Origin of the sequence: Frankia sp. AgB32 (assembly GCF_023243045.1) — a bacterium.
Classification (GTDB): Bacteria; Actinomycetota; Actinomycetes; order Frankiales; family Frankiaceae; genus Frankia.
The window spans coordinates 25271-45292 of record NZ_JALKFX010000012.1 but is presented as its reverse complement, the minus strand read 5'-3'; the positions used below and the strand labels follow the sequence as shown (position 1 = coordinate 45292).

The 20022-nt window shown below is 75.4% G+C and carries 16 protein-coding genes and 1 riboswitch; of the genes, 7 read left to right on the top strand and 9 right to left on the bottom strand.

Annotated features, from left to right (window positions below; translation table 11 throughout):
• The 3 genes from MXD60_RS05905 to MXD60_RS05895 form a co-directional block, all read left to right on the top strand.
• On the top strand, window positions 1–411 hold a 411-nt coding region (locus MXD60_RS05905; RefSeq protein WP_248817947.1), incomplete at its 5' end, for a DUF3710 domain-containing protein.
• 219 nt (window positions 412–630) lie between these two features.
• Window positions 631–1437 carry a precorrin-4 C(11)-methyltransferase gene (cobM, locus tag MXD60_RS05900; RefSeq protein WP_248817946.1) on the top strand — a complete coding sequence of 269 codons (807 nt, stop codon included), beginning with the start codon at window positions 631–633 and terminating at the stop codon, window positions 1435–1437.
• Complete coding sequence (locus tag MXD60_RS05895) at window positions 1434–2318, top strand: cobalt-precorrin-6A reductase (RefSeq protein ID WP_248817945.1); 885 nt, start codon at window positions 1434–1436, stop codon at window positions 2316–2318. The genes cobM and MXD60_RS05895 overlap by 4 nt, the downstream gene beginning before the upstream one ends.
• On the opposite strand, the gene MXD60_RS29290 is transcribed toward MXD60_RS05895, so the two are convergent.
• The 4 genes from MXD60_RS29290 to MXD60_RS05875 form a co-directional block, all read right to left on the bottom strand.
• Complete coding sequence (locus tag MXD60_RS29290) at window positions 2290–3972, bottom strand: precorrin-2 C(20)-methyltransferase (protein ID WP_248817944.1); 1683 nt, start codon at window positions 3970–3972, stop codon at window positions 2290–2292. The two genes, MXD60_RS05895 and MXD60_RS29290, sit on opposite strands and share 29 nt — an antisense overlap.
• A gap of 2 nt (window positions 3973–3974) precedes the next feature.
• A complete protein-coding gene (locus MXD60_RS05885; protein ID WP_248817943.1) occupies window positions 3975–4628 on the bottom strand; it encodes a precorrin-8X methylmutase in 654 nt (217 codons plus the stop codon).
• Window positions 4628–6091: a ferredoxin-like domain-containing protein gene (locus tag MXD60_RS05880; RefSeq protein ID WP_248817942.1), complete on the bottom strand. Its 1464-nt coding sequence runs from the start codon at window positions 6089–6091 to the stop codon at window positions 4628–4630. Before MXD60_RS05880 ends, MXD60_RS05885 begins: the two co-directional genes overlap by 1 nt.
• A 261-nt stretch (window positions 6092–6352) precedes the next feature.
• On the bottom strand, window positions 6353–6880 hold the full coding sequence (locus MXD60_RS05875; protein WP_248817941.1) for a pyridoxamine 5'-phosphate oxidase family protein: 528 nt from the start codon (window positions 6878–6880) through the stop codon (window positions 6353–6355).
• Between the two features lie 357 nt (window positions 6881–7237).
• A riboswitch (cobalamin riboswitch) is annotated at window positions 7238–7466 on the top strand.
• A 41-nt stretch (window positions 7467–7507) separates the two neighbouring features.
• On the opposite strand from MXD60_RS05875, the gene cobN reads away from it, so the two are divergent.
• Complete coding sequence (cobN, locus tag MXD60_RS05870; protein ID WP_248817940.1) at window positions 7508–11494, top strand: cobaltochelatase subunit CobN; 3987 nt, start codon at window positions 7508–7510, stop codon at window positions 11492–11494.
• Window positions 11495–11820: 326 nt separating this feature from the next.
• On the top strand, window positions 11821–12816 hold the full coding sequence (locus MXD60_RS05865; RefSeq protein WP_248817939.1) for a winged helix-turn-helix domain-containing protein: 996 nt from the start codon (window positions 11821–11823) through the stop codon (window positions 12814–12816).
• A 40-nt stretch (window positions 12817–12856) separates the two neighbouring features.
• Here the strand turns inward: MXD60_RS05865 and MXD60_RS05860 are convergent, their stop codons facing one another.
• The 4 genes from MXD60_RS05860 to MXD60_RS05845 all read right to left on the bottom strand — a co-directional run bounded on the left by MXD60_RS05860 (window position 12857) and on the right by MXD60_RS05845 (window position 17281).
• Window positions 12857–13447: an aldo/keto reductase gene (locus MXD60_RS05860; RefSeq protein WP_248817938.1), complete on the bottom strand. Its 591-nt coding sequence runs from the start codon at window positions 13445–13447 to the stop codon at window positions 12857–12859.
• Between the two features lie 114 nt (window positions 13448–13561).
• Window positions 13562–15595: a TIR domain-containing protein gene (locus MXD60_RS05855; RefSeq protein WP_248817937.1), complete on the bottom strand. Its 2034-nt coding sequence runs from the start codon at window positions 15593–15595 to the stop codon at window positions 13562–13564.
• A complete protein-coding gene (locus tag MXD60_RS05850; RefSeq protein ID WP_248817936.1) occupies window positions 15592–16659 on the bottom strand; it encodes a toll/interleukin-1 receptor domain-containing protein in 1068 nt (355 codons plus the stop codon). Before MXD60_RS05850 ends, MXD60_RS05855 begins: the two co-directional genes overlap by 4 nt.
• Before the next feature lie 403 nt (window positions 16660–17062).
• Window positions 17063–17281: a hypothetical protein gene (locus MXD60_RS05845; RefSeq protein ID WP_248817935.1), complete on the bottom strand. Its 219-nt coding sequence runs from the start codon at window positions 17279–17281 to the stop codon at window positions 17063–17065.
• 485 nt (window positions 17282–17766) lie between these two features.
• Between MXD60_RS05845 and MXD60_RS05840 the strand changes: the two genes are divergently transcribed.
• Window positions 17767–18342, top strand: a complete 576-nt coding sequence (locus tag MXD60_RS05840; RefSeq protein WP_248817934.1) for a TerD family protein — start codon at window positions 17767–17769, stop codon at window positions 18340–18342.
• 48 nt (window positions 18343–18390) lie between these two features.
• Here MXD60_RS05840 and MXD60_RS05835 read toward each other — a convergent pair whose 3' ends face one another.
• Window positions 18391–18813: a YkvA family protein gene (locus MXD60_RS05835; RefSeq protein WP_248817933.1), complete on the bottom strand. Its 423-nt coding sequence runs from the start codon at window positions 18811–18813 to the stop codon at window positions 18391–18393.
• 263 nt (window positions 18814–19076) lie between these two features.
• Between MXD60_RS05835 and MXD60_RS05830 the strand changes: the two genes are divergently transcribed.
• Complete coding sequence (locus MXD60_RS05830) at window positions 19077–20015, top strand: metallophosphoesterase family protein (RefSeq protein ID WP_248817932.1); 939 nt, start codon at window positions 19077–19079, stop codon at window positions 20013–20015.
• Window positions 20016–20022 lie beyond the last annotated feature (7 nt).

The following is a 20022-nucleotide window of genomic DNA, read 5'->3' as shown; positions in this document are numbered from 1 at the left end:
GCCCCCCCGCCCGGGGGGGCGGGGGGGGGGGGGGGGGGGGGGGGGGCCCCCCCGGCCGGGGGGGGGGGGGGCGAGCAGGTCGTGCGGGCGGGTACCCGCGGGCCCGAGCTGCACCTGACGGTCGAGACCGATCACGGATGGGTCCCGGCCCGCATCGTCGGGGTCGACGGGCCCCGGTGGTTCCTGTGCGCGATCTTCACCGGGCCGGCCGCGGCCGATCCGGCGGCGGCGCCGGCGCTCGAGGAGCTGCTGGCAGCCACCGCCGTCGTCCGCGGCACCGACCCGATGCCCGTGCGCGAACCGATCCCGCTGATCGTCCCGGACCGACCCGGCGAGCCGATCATCGACGTCCCGGCCCAGCGGGCGGCGCCCAGGACAGTCACCGTGCGCGAACCCGACTTCCTCGGCTGACCCGGCCGCGGCGACCCCGCGGCACACCATGATCACTTCGTGGCCCGCCGGACGGGCGGCGCGGCTGCTAGCGTTGCCCGTCGTGCCGAGATCCACGCGCCGCCCCCATCGACCCGGCGCCGCCACCGGGCCGACCCCCACCACGCGGGGCGTCACCGGGGCGGCCCCCGCCCGCACGGCCGCGGCCGAGCGGACCTGCGGGGCCAACGCGAGGCCGGTGTGACCGTCCACTTCATCGGGGCCGGGCCGGGCGCCGCCGATCTGATCACCGTGCGGGGCCGGGACCTGATCGCGGCCAGTCCCGTCTGCCTCTACGCCGGCAGCCTGGTGCCCGCCGAGCTGCTGGCCCACTGCCCGCCGGGCGCCCGCCTCGTCGACACCGCCCGGATGACCCTCGACGCGATCATCGCGGAGCTGTGCGCCGCGGACGCCGCCGGCCACGACGTCGCCCGGCTGCACTCGGGTGATCCGTCCCTGTACAGCGCGCTGGCCGAGCAGACCCGCCGGCTGGACGTGGCCGGGGTGCCCTACGACGTCACCCCGGGGGTGCCGGCGTTCGCCGCCGCGGCCGCCTCGCTGCGCCGGGAGCTGACCGTCCCAGGCGTCACCCAGAGCGTCGTGCTGACCAGGACGTCCGTGGTGTCCAGCCCGATGCCGCCCGGCGAGGACCTGGCGACGCTGGGGGCGTCGCGGGCGACATTGGTGCTGCACCTCGCGGTGCACCGCGTCGAGGAGCTGGTCGACGAGCTGCTGCCCGGCTACGGGCCGGACTGCCCGGCGGCGGTGGTGGCGTGGGCGAGCCGGGACGACGAGGTGATAGTGCGCGGCACCCTCGCCGACATCGCCGGGCGCTCCCGCGCCGCCGGCCTGACCAGGACAGCCGTGATCATCGTCGGCCGGGCGCTGGCCGCGGACGGCTTCGAGGACAGTTACCTGTACTCGAAGAGTCGCTTCGCGCCCGCCGACGGCCGGGACGCGCCGGCCTCGGGCTGGTCCTCCGTCCCGCCACCGGCGACGGACCGGTGACCGTCTCGGCGCCCGACGGGCCGCTCACGACGCGGATCCTGCTTCTCGGTGGCACCGATCAGGCACGGCGGCTCGCGGCCGCGCTGACCGAGGGCGCCGGCCACGAGGTGCTCTACTCGCTGGCCGGGCGGGTGCGGGAGCCGCGGGTGCCGCCGTCGTGCCGGGTGCGCGTCGGCGGGTTCGGCGGGCCGGACGGGCTCGCCGCGCTGCTGCGCGCAGAACGGATCGACACGCTGATCGACGCCACGCACCCGTTCGCGGCCCGGATGAGCGCCTCGGCGGCGACGGCCGCGGCGGCCACCGGCCGGCCGCTGCTGGTCCTGCGCCGGCCCGGCTGGCGGGAACGGCCGGGTGACCGCTGGCTGCGGGTCCCGTCCCTGGCCGCCGCCGTGGACCTGCTCGACCGGTTCGTCCCCGACCGGTCAGTCCCCGACCGGTCGGGCGCCGAGAGCGTGGCGGGCGCCGACGCGCCGCGGGTGTTCCTGACGACCGGCCGCGGTGAGCTGGCGCTGTTCGCGCGGCTGGACCGGCCGTGGTTCCTGATCCGCTGCGTCGAGCCGCCCGACCCGGCGTTGCCGCCGCGCCGGGTCGTCCTGCTCGACCGGGGGCCGTTCGACATCGACGCCGAGCGGGCGTTGCTGCGCCAGCACGCGATCGACGTCGTGGTGACCAAGGACAGCGGCGGGTCGATGACCGCGGCGAAGCTGACCGCCGCGCGGGAGCTGGGGCTGCCCGTCGTCATGGTCGACCGCCCGCCGCTGCCGGCGGGGGTCCACGTCGTCGATTCCGTCGAGGCAGCGCTGCACTGGCTGGCCGACCGCCCGACCGGCCGCGGCCAGCCGCGCCGCGCGCCTACCGCGCCGGGTACTGACGCGGGGTGAAGACCCGGTCGCCGGCGCCGCCGCGGCGCACGACCCGGGTCGCCGAGGAGCCGACGAGCAGCAGACAGCGCATGTCGACCACGGCCGGGTCGAGCTCGCCGAGCGTCGTGACCGTCACCGTCTCGGTCGGGCCGCCGACGTCGCGGCCGATCACCACCGGGGTGCTCGGCGCACGGTGTTCGCCGAGCACCGCCAGCGCGCGGGCGAGCTGCGCGCGCCGGGTCCGCGACGCCGGGTTGTAGATCGCGAGGACGAGGTCGGCGCCCGCGGCGGCGTGCAGCCGCCGCTCGATGACTTCCCACGGTTTGAGCCGGTCGGACAGCGACAGCACGCAGAAGTCGTGGCCCAGCGGCGCGCCGACGCGGCTCGCGACGGCCTGGGCGGCGGTCAGCCCCGGCACGACGCGCACCGCGACCCGCGCGAACCGCTCCTGCGCCGCTGCCTCGACCACGGCGGTCGCCATCGCGAACACCCCCGGGTCGCCGGAGGACACCACCGCCACGACGGCGCCGGCGGCGGCGAGTTCCAGGGCGTGCTCGGCCCGGTCCGCCTCGACGGTGTTCCCCGACGGGTGCCGCCGCTGCCGCGGGTCGACGGGGACGCGGTCCAGGTACGGCCCGTAGCCGATCAGGTCGTCGGCGGCGGCGAGCGCCGCCGCGGCCTGGGGTGTGAGCCAGCCCGCGTCCCCCGGGCCCAGTCCGACGACGACGACCTCGCCGCGGCCGCGCCCCGCCTCCGTCGCCCAGACCGACTCCGTCACCCCGACCGGGGCTGTCTCCTCGGCCGAACCCGCCACGCCGGTCGAAGCCGTCGTCCCGGTCGACGCCGTCTCCTTGCTCGGGGCCAGCGCCTCTGCCCCGGTCCGGCGCGCGTCGGCGGTAGCGCCCGTCAGCACCCAGTCGGCCTGCGCGGCGCGCAGCGGGGCGGGGTCGTCCGGGCCGCGCACCGGGCTCGGCAGCACGGCGAGGGAGAAGTAGGGCACGCTCGCCGGATCCACCTCGGCGAGCGGGGCGATCCGCTGACCGGTGGTGGTCGCGCGTTCGACGTACCAGGCGTCGGCGAGGCGGCCGGCGTCGGCGAACGCGCCGCGCACCCCGGGGAAGGTCCGGCCCATCTTGATCACGACGGCGGTGTCGGTGTCGGCGATCCGCTCGGCGAGGGTCGCCGGCGCCAGGGTGCCCGGCAGCACGGTGAGGACCTCGTTGCCCTCGACCAGCGGCCGGCCCAGCACCGCGCAGCCGGCGGACAGCGACGTCACCCCGGGCACGACCTCGGTCGGGTAGCGGTCGGCGAGGCGGCGGTGCAGGTGGATGAACGAACCGTAGAAGAACGGGTCGCCCTCGCTGAGCACGACGACGTCGCGACCGGCGTCGAGATGGACGGCGAGCCGCTTGGCGCACTGCTCGTAGAACTCGTCAATGGCGCCCCGATAGCCCCCGGGATGGCTGGTCGCCTCGGTGGTGACCGGGTAGACCAGCGCCTCCTCGACCTGGTCGCCGCGCAGGTGGGAGGCAGCGATGGAGCGGGCGATGCTGCGGCCGTGCCGCGCGCTGTGGTAGGCGATCACGTCCGCCGCGCCGATGAGCCGGGCCGCCTTGACCGTGATCAGTTCGGGGTCGCCGGGACCGACGCCGACGCCCCAGAGCCGTCCCACGCTCACTCCTGCTCACTCGCGATCGCGTTGATGGCGGCGACCGCCATCGCGCTGCCGCCGCGCCGGCCGTGCACGACGAGGAACTCCAGGCCCGCCGGATCGTCGGCGAGGGCGCGCTTCGACTCGGCCGCGCCGATGAAACCGACCGGCAGGCCGAGCACCGCGGCCGGACGCCCGGCCCCGTCGGCAACGAGTTCGAGCAGCCGGAACAGGGCGGGGGGCGCGTTGCCGATCGCGACCACCGACCCGGCGAGCCGGTCGGCCCACAGGTCGACGGCAGCGGCGCTGCGGGTGGTGGCCCGCTCGGCGGCGAGTCCCGGCACCCGCGGATCACCGAGCAGGCACAGCACGTCGTTGTCCGCGGGCAGCCGGCGGCGGGTCACCCCGGCGGCGACCATCTGCGCGTCGCACAGCACCGGCGCCCCGGCCAGCAGCGCCGCGCGGGCCGCGGCGACCGCACCCGGGCTGAACGCCAGGTCGTCCACGAGGTCGACCATGCCGCACGAGTGGATCATACGGACGGCGACCCGGGCGACGTCGGCGGGCAGCCCGTCGAGGCGGGCCTCGGCCCGGATCGTCGCGAAGGAACGCCGATAGATCTCCGCGCCGTCCCGGATGTAGTCCCCGCGCGGTGTTCCCGGCATCGCCACCTCCATCAGCCTGCCTCCTGTCCGTCCGCGGCACCGCGGCCGGCGCGGGCGGCCGTCGCCGGGACGGTCCGTGCCGCCGCCACCACGTCGAGCAGCGTCGCCCGGGTACCGCCGGACAGCTCGCCCTGGCGGTGCGCCGCCCAGGTCACGATCGCCGCGGCGGCGCCCGCCGACACGGGCCCGCCGACGCCGGCCCGGCGCACCCGGTAGCCGGCGGATTCCGCGATCACCTCGACGACCGCGCCGGCCGGCTGCCCGCAGCGCCGGGCGCAGCCCGACCAGTGCACCGGCAGCGGCGGCCGGCCGGTAGCGGGCGGACCGCCGGATCCGCGTGGCCGCGCCGCGACCTGGGCCGCGTCGCGGCGCACGTCGGCGAGGGCACTGCCACAGCCGGGACGACCGGCGCAGCTCGTCACCCCGGCCCAGCCGGACTCCGGCTCGACGACGAGCCCGGCGGCACCGAGCCGGTCGGCGGCCCGCCTCATCTCGGCCGCGCCCAGGTCGCGCAGCACGACCGACCGCCACGGTGTCACGACGAGTCGGCCCGCACCGTCGGTCCCGGCGATGCCCGCGAGCAGGTCGAGCTGGTCGTCCCGCAGCCGGCCCAGCGGTACCAGCACCGTGAGAGCCCACCGGCCGTCGCGCTGCGCACACGCCCCCGCCCGGGCGCCCGGCGGTCCGACCGCGGCCAACGCGCCACCGGCCGGGACCGTCGCCGCGCCAGCCGGCCCGCGGTCGGTCGCCGCGCCGGCATCCGCCGCCCAGGTGTCCACCCGTCCGCCCGCTGCCCGGGCGGCCGCCTCCAGCAGCCGGTCCCGACCGGCGGGCAGCTCCCCGATCCGCCAGGCGGCCACGGCGGGTCCGCGCGCCTGGCGGAGTTCCACGAAGGCGCGGGCCGCGGCGAGCAGTGCCGCCACGGCGGCGCCCTCAGGCACCCGCAGCACGCGGGACTCGCCCGCGACGCGCAGCATCACCTGCCCGGCTGGGAGTGCCCGCAGCGCGAGGTCGGCCGGCAGCGTCGCGAGATCGCCGCTGCCGTCGTCGACGGAGAACAGGATCCGGCCGGGCAGCGCGACCAGCGCCGGGTCGGCACAGATACCGCGGTCGAGCGCCGCGACGACCGGCTCGATGTCCCGGCTGCCCTCGACCCGGCCGGACAGCGGCGAGGCGACGATGTTGCGGACCCGCTCGTGGGTGTCGGACGGCAGCAGGCCGACGGCCCGCGCCCGGCCGGCCAGCGTCCCGCCGGCGCCGTCGGACAGGCCGCGCAGCTGCACGTTGCCGCGGGAGGTCAGTTCCAGGTGACCGTCGGCCAGCTCTCGGGCGCAGGCTGCCAGCTCCCGCGCGGCACGGGCCGGCAGCACACCGCCGGGTAGCCGCAGCCGGGCGAGTGCCCCGTCGGCCGCCGGATGCGTCCGCAACACCCCGGGACAGGCGTCACGGGCGCGTTCGCGCGGGCTGGTGGGCACCGGCGGAGCATATGCGTCCCGACTTGTCCGCGCGCCGGTTCCGCCGCGCACCCGGGCACCGCTGTCCGCCGCTCTCCGTGGAGCGACACCCGGTGATCACGAACGGCCGGCTTCGAGGTCCGGCGGCGGGCGGCGGGCGGCCCGCCTCGGCGAACCGGCGCGCGAGCGTGGAACAGGCGCGCTACCGAGACTGCGCGCAGGGCGCCGAGGCCGACGCCATCGAATGTCAGCGCCGACACCGTTCCGCTTCCGGCCAGGCGGTCAGAACCGCCAGCGGGTCGCGCCGCCGGGTTCCACGGTCCGTTGCACGGTCGCCGCCTCGACGCTGATCCGGTAGACGAACCAGGGCGGCGGCCCGGCGGACGGCGCACTGTACTCGGCGGTCAGCGCCTGGCCCGAATCGTCGACCCGGGCAGGCCAGCCCCCGTCCGCCCACAGCGCGGCCATCGCCCGCACCGTCGCCGGATCGGTGACCCGGCTGGCCCGGCCCTCGACGACCAGGTCGAACTCGTCGGTGGCGAGGCTGAGGGCGCAGCGTGAGTCGCGGGCGACGTTGCGGCCCTTGCGGGTCTGCCCGCCGGTCTCGAACCAGAAGCCGCCCTCGGCGTAGAGGGCGCCGATGCCGGTGACGTGCGGACTGCCGTCGGCGTTGATGGTCGTCAGCCAGCAGGTGTGCCGATCGGGGCCGCCGGATCCCGGGGCCTGGGTGAAGCCGGCGGCGAGCCGGGCGCGCACGGCGGCCCAGTCGAGCACCGGCAGGTCGTAGAGATCGGCCAGATTGGTGGCCACGGGCTGTTGTGGGTCCATAGCGACGGGACGGTACCCGCCGCCCCCGACAGTTTCGGCCGCTCTCGGCGCCGCACGGCCGCCGCGTGTCCGGTTCACCGTGCGTGGCGGTGAAACGTGATTTCGCCTGGGAACGCAGCCTCCTGGTTCCCTCTGGTCGGATCCGCGCCCGAAATGTCCACCAGAGCGACCCACACGAGAGCTCTCCCACGCAGGCCGCCACGCTCCGTGGCGGACGCTCACGGGCAGGCAGCCGGCGACCGGTGAACCCCGGCCAGCCGCAGCCCGGCGCCGGCCACGCGGACGTCACAGATCCGCTGGTTCGGGGTTGACGAAGGGGATTCCTTGACAGTCGCGGCCGATTTTCTGCGATGGTGAGGCGGCCACGAACGGCGAGCGGCGAGGAAGTCCGGTGCGAATCCGGCGCGGTCCCGCCACCGTCACCGGGAAGCGGACCCCAGGCACGGCCACTGGCACGGGCGCGGCGCCCAGGCCGGGAAGGCCGGGGCGAGCATGCGTCACCGGCCCCGCCCAGGGCCGTCGGCGCGTACCCGGAAGCCGGGAGACTCGGCTCGCCGTCGACCCAGCCTGGCTGACACGGGGACGAGGATCTCCGGGAGAGGCACCTAGATGACCCCCGCGCGCCCCGATTCGGTTCACGACGCCCTGAACCATCCCGACAGCACCACCCCTCCGCACAGCACGACGACCGGCCCCGACCCGGCCGGCGACGCCGGCGCCCTGGACGCGGCCGAACTCGACGTCACCGTCCTGCTGCTGTCGACCTCGGACACGGACCTGCTGTCCGCGCGGGGCAGCGAGGCCCGCTACCGGCTCGGCAACCCGGCCCGGCTCGACGTCGCCGACCTGCCCGCGCTGACCGACGGTGTCGACGTCGTCGTCGTGCGCATCCTCGGCGGCCGGCGGATGTGGGAGGACGGCCTGGCCGCGCTGCTCGCGGGTCCGCGCCCGGTGGTCGTCCTCGGCGGCGAGCGGGCCCCCGACCCGGAGCTGATGGCGATCTCCACCGTGCCCGCCGGCCTGTGCGCCGAGGCGCACGCCTACCTCGCCGAGGGCGGGCCGCCGAACCTGCGTGAGCTGCACCGTTTCCTCGCCGACACGCTGCTGCTCACCGGCGGCGGTTTCGCCCCGCCGGTGACCACCCCGGGCTGGGGCGTGCTCGACCGCGCCGGCTCGACCACCGCCGACGCCGAGACCAGGACTGACGCCGAGACCACCACCGACGGCGACGCACGTCCGCAGGCCGCTGGCGGGCCGGGCGCGTACCCGGCGGACGGCGTCGCGCCGGTGATCGGCGTGCTGTACTACCGGGCGCACCACGTCGCCGGCAACACGGCGTTCGTCGAGTCGTTGTGCGCCGCCGTCGAGCGCGCTGGCGGGACGGCGCTGCCCGTGTACTGCGCGTCGCTACGCTCCGCCGAGCCGGAGCTGCTCACCACGCTCGGCCGGGTTGACGCCCTGGTCGTCACGGTGCTCGCCGCCGGCGGCAGCCAGCCGGCGAACGCCGGTGCCGGCGGGGACGACGAGGCGTGGGACGTCGGTGCCCTGGCCGCTCTGGACGTCCCGATCCTGCAGGGGCTGTGCCTGACCGGCAGCCGAGCGACATGGGCGGACTCCGACGACGGCCTGTCCCCGCTCGACGCCGCCACCCAGGTGGCGATCCCCGAGTTCGACGGACGCCTGATCACCGTGCCGTTCTCCTTCAAGGAGGTCGACGCCGACGGCCTGACCAGCTACGTCGCCGACCCGGAGCGCGCGGACCGGGTCGCCGGCATCGCGGTGGCGCACGGCCGGCTACGCCACGTCCCGCCGCCGGGGCGCCGGGTGGCGCTGATGCTGTCGGCCTACCCGACGAAGCACTCCCGCATCGGCAACGCCGTCGGCCTCGACACCCCGGCGAGCGCGGTGCGGCTGCTGGGGGAACTGCGCGTCGCCGGGTACGACATCGGCCCGGCCGACGGCCCGGACGCGCTGCCCGGCGTCGCCGCGCAGGACGGCGACGCGCTCATCCACGCGATCATCGCGGCCGGCGGGCAGGACCCGGACTGGCTTACCGCCGAGCAGCTCGCCGGCAACCCGGTGCGGATCTCGGCCGCCGACTACCGCGCCTGGTTCGACACGTTGCCCGCCGACCTGCGCGCACGCGTCGAGCGACACTGGGGTCCCGCGCCCGGCGAGCTCTACGTCGACCACTCCCGCTCCGCCGACGGCGAGATCGTGCTGGCCGCGCTGCGCGCCGGCAACACCGCGCTGCTCGTCCAGCCGCCGCGCGGCTTCGGGGCGAACCCGGTCGCGATCTACCACGACCCGGACCTGCCGCCGAGCCACCACTACCTCGCGGCCTACCGCTGGCTGTCCGCGCCGGCCGCCGCCGGCGGGTTCGGCGCGCATGCCCTGGTCCACCTCGGCAAGCACGGGACGCTGGAGTGGCTGCCCGGCAAGAACGTCGGGATGAGCGCCTCCTGCCCGTCGGACGCGGCACTCGGCAACACCCCGCTGATCTACCCGTTCCTGGTCAACGACCCCGGCGAGGGCACCCAGGCGAAGCGCCGCGCGCACGCCACCCTGATCGACCATCTCGTCCCGCCGATGGCCCGCGCGGAAAGCTACGGCGACCTGGCCCGCCTCGAGCAGCTCCTCGACGAGCACGCGTCGATCGCGGCGATGGACCCGGCGAAGCTGCCCGCGATCCGCGCCCAGATCTGGACGCTGATCCAGGCCGCCCGTCTCGACCACGACCTCGGCCTCGCCGACCGGCCGCACGACGCCGAGTTCGACGACTTCCTGCTGCACGTCGACGGCTGGCTGTGCGAGGTGAAGGACGCGCAGATCCGCGACGGCCTGCACGTGCTCGGCGTCGCGCCGAGCGGCGAGGCCCGCGCCAACCTGGTCCTGGCAATGCTGCGGGCGCGCCAGATGTGGGGCGGTCAGCGCACCCTGCCGGGCCTGCGCGAGGCGTTGGGCCTCGACGAGGACGCCGGCGGCGGCCCGGCGTCACGCGTCGACGTCGACACGGCGGAGCGCACGGCCCTGGCCCTGGTCACCGAGCTGGAGCGGCACGGCTGGGACCCCGAGGCCGTCCCCGCCGCGCTCGACACCGTCCTCGGCACCCCGCCTCCCCCGCCCGCCGAGACCGAGGCCGCCGCCGGCGCCGCCGAGGCCGCCGCCGGCGCGGAGCCCGGCACCGAGCCCGGCGGCGTCCCCGACGACGCCGGGCGGCGGGCGGCGGTCGCCGCGGTGCTGCGTTTCGCCGCGACCGAGATCGTGCCGCGCCTCGCCCGGACCACCGACGAGATCACCCACATCCTGCACGCCCTCGACGGCGGCTACATCCCGGCGGGGCCGAGCGGCTCACCGCTACGCGGCCTGGTCAACGTGCTGCCCACCGGCCGAAACTTCTACTCCGTCGATCCGAAGGCGGTGCCGAGCCGGCTGGCCTGGGAGACCGGGCAGGCGATGGCTGCTTCGCTGCTGGAGCGCTACCGGGCGGACACCGGCGGCTGGCCGGAGTCGGTCGGCCTGTCCGTGTGGGGCACCAGCGCGATGCGCACCTCCGGCGACGACGTGGCCGAGGTGCTCGCCCTGCTCGGCATCCGGCCGCTGTGGGATGACGCGTCGCGGCGGCTGCGCGGCCTGGAACCGATCGACCTGGCCGAGCTCGGCCGGCCCCGCATCGACGTCACGGTGCGGATAAGCGGCTTCTTCCGCGACGCGTTCCCGCACGTGGTGGCCATGCTCGACGACGCCGTGCGGCTGGCCGCCGGCCTCGACGAGCCCGACGAGGACAACCTGGTGCGCGCCCACGCCCGCGCCGACCTCGCCGAGCACGGCGACGAGCGGCGTTCGACGCTGCGCATCTTCGGCTCCCGCCCGGGGTCGTACGGCGCGGGCCTGCTGCCGCTGATCGACAGTCGCAACTGGCGCGACGACGCCGACCTCGCCGAGGTGTACGCCACCTGGGGCGGCTACGCCTACGGCCGCGGCGTCGACGGCGTACCCGCCCGCGGCGACATGGAGGCCGCCTACCGGCGCATCGCCGTCGCCGCGAAGAACATCGACACCCGCGAGCACGACATCGCCGACTCCGACGACTACTTCCAGTACCACGGCGGGATGGTCGCGACGGTGCGGGCGCTGACCGGCCGGGCGCCCGCCGCCTACATCGGCGACAGCACCCGCCCCGAGGCGGTCCGCACCCGCACGCTGTCCGAGGAGACCTCCCGGGTCTTCCGCGCCCGGGTCGTGAACCCCCGGTGGCTCGCGGCGATGCGCCGCCACGGCTACAAGGGCGCGTTCGAGATGGCGGCGACCGTCGACTACCTGTTCGGCTACGACGCGACCGCCGGCGTGGTCGCCGACTGGATGTACGAGCGGCTCGCCGCCGTCTACGCCCTCGACGACGACAGCCAGAAGTTCCTGCTCGCCTCGAACCCGTGGGCCCTGCACGGCATCACCGAACGGCTGCTGGAGGCCGCCGCCCGCGGCCTGTGGGAACACCCCGAACCGGCGACCCTCGACGCCCTCCAGGAGATCTACCTACGCACCGAGGGCGACCTCGAGGACGGCCACGACACCAGCGCGCACCGGCCAGGCTGACGAGGTACGTGGACGCACCAAGGCGATCGCGGCGGCGCCGAAGGCTGGCGCGCGGTCAACCAGCCCCGTCACGGCGCCGGCCAGGTGTCTGCGGCCGAACGGGCCGGCGGGCGGCGCGTTCGGGTGGGGCCCTCAGTCCTCATCTCGGGGGTCACTGGCACCCCCCGTCGAGGGCCCTGCGGCCCGCGGGTGGGAGGCCGAAAGGTCGACGGAGCCAGTACGCGCCCGTGACCTCCGGCACCCGTGGATCCGGCCAGGCCGGACGGGCCTTCAGCCCGGCGCGTCCCGGTGGGGACAACCTGGCCGCATCAGGGAAAATACGGACGGTGCGGACGACACTTCTGCTCGTCGGAGACGATCCCGCGGCGCGCCGTGACCTGGTGCCCGCCCTGCTCGACGAGGGCTACGGCGTCGACCTGGTCCGAACGGCCGACCAGGCCCTCGCCCAGCTCGCCGTGCGCCCGGCGCACCTGGTGCTGGTCTGTGTACCGCTGGCGACCGGCCCGGGTCCCCTCGCGCTGCCCGACGACCTCGCCGGCCTCGACGACCCGGAGTTCGACCGGCTCGACCTGGACGCCCGCCGGCTCGACAGTCTGGTCTTCGGCCCGGACGGCCCGCCGCCGGCCGATCCCCTGGCAGGTGATCTGGGGCCGGACGGCACGGGGCCGAGCGGGCCGGGGCCCGAGGCCGGCCCGGCGATGAGCGGCCTGGAACTCTGCCGCCGGCTGCGCGTCATCGGCGATATCCCGCTCGTCGTGGTCGCCGACCGGGCCGACCCGAGCTGTGTCGTCGCGGCCCTGGAGGCCGGCGCCGACGACTACCTGGCCGCGCCACCCGTCACCGCGGAGGTGCTCGCACGGCTGCGCGCACTGCTGCGGCGGGCCCGTCCGGAGCTGGCGGCGGCGAGTTCGCTGCGCGTCGGTGACCTGCAAATCCGCCCCGCGGAAGGCGTCGTGCGCCGGCGCGGAGAGGACCAGCACCTGACCCGCACGGAGTTCCGGCTGCTGTGCGAGCTGGCCGTGGCCGGCGGGCGGGTGGTCTCCCGGCGCCAGCTGCTCGAACGGGTCTGGGGGTACGACTACTTCGGCGGCGCGCGGATGCTCGACGTCCACGTCCGCCGGCTGCGCCGCAAGGTGGAGGCCGACCCGTCGGCCCCCACCCACATCCTGACCGTCCGCGGCGTCGGTTACCGCGTCTGCCAGCCCAGCACGGATCTGCCTGGCAGGGACCTGTCTGGCATGGACCTGCCTGGCGCCGACCTGGACGGCACGGACCTGCCCGAGGCGGCCGGGCCGGCGCTCGCCGGGTCGGCGGCCGGCTGACCCACCCGCCGGCCGGGGCGACCGGGCCGGCAGGCGGATCTCAGCGGTTCAGCGGGGACATGTCGGCGTACCGGTCGCCCGCGGTCGCGGCGCCGAGTTCGGCGAGGCGCGTCGACTCGCCGGCGGTGAGGGTGATCTCCGCCGCCGCGGCATTGTCCTCGAGGTAGCGGCGGCGTTTCGTGCCGGGGATCGGCACGATGTCCTCGCCCTGGCCGTGCACCCAGGCGAGGGCGAGCTGCGCCGGCGTCACGCCCTTCGCGCCGGCCAGTCCCTCGATCTCGGCGAGGACGGCGAGGTTCGCGTCGAGGTTGTCGCCCTGCAGCCGCGGCTGCTGGTGGCGGAAGTCGCCGGCAACGACATCGGCCTGGGAACGCATGGCGCCGGCGAGGAATCCGCGGCCGAGCGGGCTGTAGGAGACGAACCCGATGCCGAGTTCCCGCAGCGTCGGGAGGATCTCCTGCTCCGGTTCCCGCGACCAGATCGAGTACTCGGTCTGCAGGGCGCTGACCGGCGCGGTGGCGTGGGCCCGGCGGATCGTCGCCGGCCCCGCCTCGGACAGCCCGAGGTAACGCACCTTGCCGGCGGCGACCAGCTCGGGCAGACCCTGGTTGCCCAGTGCGACCATACGCATCGGTTGGTCCTCCCGTGGTCGACGGCGGTGCCTTCACGCTACGACCCGCGACACCCCCGAGGTCGGCCCGGTGGCGGGCTCGTCGAGGGCGACCCGCCCGCACGCCTCGCCCCGTCACGACCTCGGGTGGAACGACGAGGCGATCGTCTTGGCCGCCGCCGCGTCCAGCGGTGGCAGCCGGTCCCGGGCGACGTCCATCACCCGATACGCCAGCAGGCTGACGTACTCGGCGTACGCCGCCGGGTGGCGCATGAGATCCAGGACCGGCATGTCGTCGTAGACGCGGCCGAGATCCATCCGGGCGATGTGCAACTCGGCGGCGGCCGGCGGCACCTCCGTCTCCCGCACGAGCCAGGGGACGGGAATGATGCCGGTCGGCGGTGTTCCGCCGACCGGGGTCGCCCGGCGGATGCGTTCCTGGAAGATGCCGAACTCCCGGCCGCACCAGTCACTGTCGAAATAGTCGTCCGTCCACAGCGCGACCAGTACCGGCGAGGTCCGCACCGCGTCGCGCAACGCGGTCGGCCAGTGCTCGCCGCCACCCATCCGCTCGGCGTCGAGGAATCCCGCCGGTTCGGTCCGTCGGCGGACCTTGCGGTGCAGCTCCGCCTCCAGGTCCCGGTGGAACGTGACCACCCGGTCCCGGTCCCGGCGATGGGCGTGGCTGGTGAAGAAGTAGTAGCTCGCCGCGCCGACCGGTCCGCGCGGGAGCGGCGGCGGGCCGTCCGTACCGGGGATCGGCCGGGTGGCGTACGGGTCGACCGAGACCGAAGCGCGGGCGCCGGGGAGCGCCGCGGACCTGCCCGGCCCGCCGGCGATCTCGGCGACCTGCCGACGGAACACCGCGACCGCCCTGTCCTCCCGGGGGGCCACGAGGTCGAGGCCACGCACCAGGGCGTCCAGCAGCCCCGGGCCCGGCCGCTGGACGGCCGCACTGACCAACGTCGTCAGTCGCACGGCCAGCCATGGCGAGGTCAGCGCGACGGTCTGCCCGCTGAGCCGGCCGACCTCCGCGAACCAGTGGTCGAAGCCATCGACGTCGGCGATGTACTCCACCCGCATCAGCGTCGCGACCAGCCGGTCGACGTCGTTCACGCGGCCGGCGCCACCCGGATCGGCCGCGGCCCCGGGCCCGGGCCCCTCGCCGGCACCAGCCTCCGGCGCCACCTGGCGGATGTCTTCCGTGATTCCGGGGTCACCCGGGGCCGCGCGGGCGGCCGGGACGGGGCCGCGCTCGGCGTCGAACGGCACGGTGGCCGCGCCGGCCGAGCTCGACGCGGCGGCGACCATCGGCGGGTCGATCACCGCCGACGGTCCGGCGGACGTGGGCGGTGTGGCCTGGGTTGGCCGGGCGGCGGGGTCGGCGTCGTCCCCCGCACGCGCCCACCCGTTCGGCCCGACCCCCGGGCCGGGCCGAACGGCGGGCGTGCTGGCGGGTTCCGAAGGTCCCGCGGCTGCCGCGGGGCTGCCCGGCGGGCTCACCGCCAGCTCGAACAGGCGTTGGCAGAGTTCCGGGGTGAGCGTCCGTTCGCGGACGAGGTAGCCGGAGAGCTCGGCCAGCGATCCCGGCCGGTGCCCGAGCAGCTCGCTGAGGCGGGCCGCCGCCGCCGGGTCGACCATCGGCGCGGCGCCCGTCAGGAGCATGACCGATTCCCGCGGGGTGAGCGGGCCGATCGTCATCGTCCGTTCCTGCCAGCTGTCCTCGCTGCGCCCGGTGACGACGAGGCAGTGGGCGGGCGGGTCCGGCAGGTACGGCTCGACCTGCGCCGGGCTCGCGGCCCCGGCGAGGACGATCAACCAGGGCCGGCCTGGCCGCGCCCGCCGGCCCAGCACGGCCACCGCCTGCCGCCCGAGCTCGGCGAACTGCCGGGCGAGGTCGCATCCCGGGCCGGCATCGACCCACCAGGCGACGTCATAACGCAGCTGGTACCGGTGCTGGTAGGCGCTGGCGAGCTCGGTCTCGCCGAGCCCGCTGGCCCCGCCGGCGGGGACGAGTGCCAGCCGGCCGTGCTGGCAGAGCCTGGCCCAGACCTCGGCGAGTTCGTCGTCGCGCCCGGCGAACAGCTCGTTCTCCCGCCGGCCGCGCCAGACCGGCGGGCGCTCGCCGGGCAGCCGGCCCGGCCTGCCGTAGGGCGGTGTCGCGCTCACCCGGGACCGCCCGCGCGCACGGCCGCGAGCAGCGCGTCGATCGCGCTGTCCGCCAGCCGGCTGAGGTCCAGGGCTGGCAGGTCACGCAGCGGTTCGGGCAGCGGTTCGGGATCGATACAGGCCCGCACGACCCGCCGCCGCAGCGGCCCGTCCAGACCCAGCCATTCCCACGCCTCGGTGCCGGACTCACCCGGCTTCTCCGCACGGGGCGCGCGGTAGTGCCTCGACAACAGAACCACGGTGACCTGGGGTTTCCAGGAGGCAGTCCGCTCGACCGCGGCCCGCAGCGGCTCGCCGGCGCTGTGCGCCCAGCGGACCTGCAGTACCTGGTAGGACCGCTGGCGCAGGAGTTGCTCGAGCCAGTCGGCCCACTGCTGGTCCGCGCCGACGTAGCTGACGGCGATCCGCCTCTGCCCCGGGGGACGCCCGCTGGCTGTCGCCGGGCCGGCGCCCGAGGACGCCACCGCCGCCGTTCGGCGCGAGGCGCCGGATCCATGCGAGCCGAACGCCGGACGCATCGCGCCCACCGCGGACTCGGGCAGCGCGTCGAGTTCGATCTGCTGGGCCTCGATGATCCGGGCGGCGAACCTCCGGACCAGGGCGTAGTAGCCACCGGGCCCGCGCGGCGCGTTGCGCATCAACCACAGCAGGCCGTGCTGGCGGTAGCTGTCAGGCAGGCCCGCCTCGGCGAGCAGCGCCCCGGCCGCCGGCGGCAGCGGATCGTGGGTCGAACGCCACAGAACCCGCACGAATCCGTCCTCCAGCCGGGTCGCGCCGGCCTTGCCGAAGTTTTCCACGCGGGCTCCGAACACCGCCCATTCCCGCCCACACCAGGCGTCCTTGAAATACGGATCGGAACACAGCGCCACCATGACCCGGGTTCGGCCGGCCCCGTCCGCCAGAGCGCGCGCGGCCTCACCGCCGGGCGCGGGTCGGGTATCGAGAAGCCCACCGACCGCGGTGCCGGCGAGAAGGCGGAGTTCGTACTCCAGATCCGCGTGAAAGCGCTGTATCCAGCGCCGTTCGTCCTTCGCGGCAGAGGAGACGAAGAAGTAACTCTTCATCACCGGACCTCGATTACCATGCCCTTGACGACTGGGACCTTGATTGCCGGGACGTTGATTGCCGGGACGTTGATTGCCGGGACGTTGATTGCCGGGACGTTGATTGCCGGGACGTTGTCCCTGAGCCCTCCGCCGGCCCGGACGGTACCGTTCAAACGCTATCAGCCAACGCTCGCCATGGCGATGACCGCACAATGATGACGCCACAATGGCGATGACCCCGCCTGGACGATGACCATAGTGCCGACCGTGTTCAGGAACCCGCAACGCGCCGGGTGGGCCGCGAGGCGTATGTCCGAGGTCGGTGGGCCATGGACCGGGTGGGCCATGGACCTGGAAGGCCACGGACCTGGAAGGCCGCCGGGTCAGCCGTCTGCCGGCCGGCGACGACCCGACAGATTCGTCAGGACACCGCCCAGTGCTCTGGTTCGAGCCGCAGCCAGCGGTCGATCTCGGCGCGCCACCAGATCCGGGTGCCGCTCCAGGTCGCGGTGCGGTTCACCACCGCGGCCGGGGTCGGCGCGGCCGGGTCCACCCGCAGCCGGTGATCGACCGCCTGGCGGGTCAGGCCCAGCGCGCGGGCGATGTCGCCGGAGCCGACAAGCAGCGGTAGATGATCCACGTCTGCCGACGTTAGCCAATCTGCCCCTTCCGACGCCTGCGGAGCGGACCTTCTACCCGCCAGAGCGACCGTTGTCGGCATCCTCCGCGGCCATCAGCCACAAGCCGGTGCAGTCACCGGCCGACCCGCTCACAAGCAGTCACGAGAAGTCGCGAGCTGGCCTGGTAACGGGCTGGCGCCGCCGTCCGGTCTCCGCCCTCGATCGGGGGTAGGACGGACACCTCGCCGCCACGGCCCGTTCACCAGGGCCGGGCCACGCGTGCCGGCCGCGGTGCTCCGCGCGCTGGTCACCGCGGCCTACGACACACGGCCGGCGGGCCGCGGCGGCCGGGGCGGTGGCGGACACGCGGGCGGCCGGTCGAGTCTGCCCGATGCGCTCCCCGCCGCTGCCGGCATGTGCTTGGCTGATCACAGATTTTGGGCGACCGGCCGGCCCCCGCGCGGCCGGCGACAGCCTCGCGGCAACGTCACGGAAGCGGAGAACAGTGGGCATTGACCTCGCCAAGGGCGCCAGCGCAGCCCTTGCCGAAAGAACCGACGTCCTGACGCACATCACGGTCGGGTTGGGCTGGGACCCGAATCGTCCAGGAGCGGAGGAGTTCGACCTGGACGCAAGCGCGATCGCGCTGCAGGGCGACGGCCGGGCGCCCGGCCTGAGCTATTTCATCTACTACAACAATCTCAGCAGCCCGCGCGGGGAGATCGTGCATCGCGGGGACAACCTCACCGGCGAGGGCGCGGGTGACGACGAGCAGATCGACGTTCGGCTCGACCTGCTGTCCAGCGCCATCACCCGCATCGTGTTCCCGGTGAGCATTCACAACGCCGACTACCGGCACCAGAGTTTCGGCGACGTGCATGGCGCGTACATCCGCGTGGTCAACGCGGACACCGATGAGGAACTGGTGCGATACGACCTGTCCTCGTCCGCCGCGCGGGACACGTCGATGCTGTTCGGTGAGCTGCTGCGGTCAGCGGACGGCTGGCATTTCCGCGCGGTCGGCGAGGGCGGCGTCGACGGTCTGGCCGAGATCGCGCGCGCCTACGGCCTGGCGGTCTGATCTGGAGCGCCCCCGCCCGCGCGGGCGGGGCGGGCGGCGTCGGCGGGCTCAGCGACGGCCGCGGCGGCCACCGGGCAGCCGCGGCGGCGACTGGCGGGGCACCCCGCCCCCGGTCGGGAACCGGCCGCCGGAGGAGCGGGCGGGCCCGGCCGGCGTGAGCTCCCGGCGCGCGTTGACCAGCCCGCGCACGTACGCCACGGCCGCGATGACGACCATCAGGTCGTCGATCAGCCCGATCGGCCCGAGCGGGACCTCCGGAACGGCGTCCACCGGCGACAGGACGTACACGAGGCTGCCCAGGGTCGCCGCGATGCCGCGCAGCGGCAGCTCGTAGCGCCTGATGACCACCAGCGCGACCACGGTCAGCGCGAGGCCGACGGCGGCGAGCACGCCGAAGGCGACCAACAGCGTGGTTCCGACGTCACCCATCATCTGCTCCGATTTCCCCGTCGTCGTCTGCCGGGACGTCACGTCCGTGACGCCATGATCCTTCGGGCCGCGAGCGGCCCGACCCGTCGCGCTCGGCCCTGTCGTCAGGCATGATCTCCTGCGGCATGCCCGGTGCGGGGTCGTCTCGAACATCGCCCCGCCCGACGGTGGCGGGTCCGGCGCCGGCGCGTGGTGGATGCTCGGTTATGGTGACTGCTCCGGCGACGGCCGGACAGAGCCGCCGCGGCGCCGGTAGGCTTCTCTTCGTGGCCCGCACGGATTGGACGCCATCAGGCGGTCGGCTGATGGCCGTGAGCGACGTCCACGTCGGCTATTCCGAGAACCGGCGGCTCGTCGAGGCGATCGAGCCCACCTCGCCGGACGACTGGCTCATTCTCGCCGGTGACGTGGCCGAGATCGCCGCCGACATCGCGGCGATCTGGCGGCTGTTCACCGAGCGCTACGCCAAGGTCATCTGGGTTCCCGGCAACCACGAGCTGTGGACGGCGAAGCAGGATCCCGTCCGGCTGCGCGGCCGGGAACGCTACCAGTACCTCGTCGAGATCGCCCGCGGTCTCGGGGTGCTCACCCCGGAGGATCCGTATCCGGTGTGGACCGGCGGCGGCGGCCCGGTCACGATCACGCCGCTGTTCGTCCCCTACGACTACACGTTCCGCCCGGTCGGCGCGGCCACCAAGGAGCAGGCGCTCGCGCTGGCCCGCGAGACCGGGGTCGTGTGCACCGACGAGTGGCTGCTGCACCCGGATCCCTACCCCACGATCGACGCCTGGTCGCGGGCGCGCGTCGGGTACACCGCCGAGCGGCTCGCGGCGCTCGACCCGGCCGTGCCCACGGTGCTGGTCAACCACTGGCCGCTGGTGCGCCAGCCCACCGAGGTCCTGCGCTACCCGGAGTTCGCGCTGTGGTGCGGCACCACCGCCACCGCCGACTGGCACCGCCGTTACGGCGCGTCCGCCGTCGTCTACGGACACCTGCACATCCCCCGCACGACCTGGTACGACGACGTCCGCTTCGAGGAGGTCTCGATGGGTTACCCGCGGGAGCGGACGGCGTGGGAGGCCTACGGCCGCCCCTTCGCCGGACCACGCCAGATCCTCCCCTACCCGCCCGACCCGGCGCGGGAGCCGGCCCGGTCCGCGCCGACGCGCGCGGCCGCACCGCTCGACCGGCCCGCACCGCCTGACCGGCCCGCGGCGGCCGCCCGCCCGGCGGCGCGGGGCTGAGGGCGCG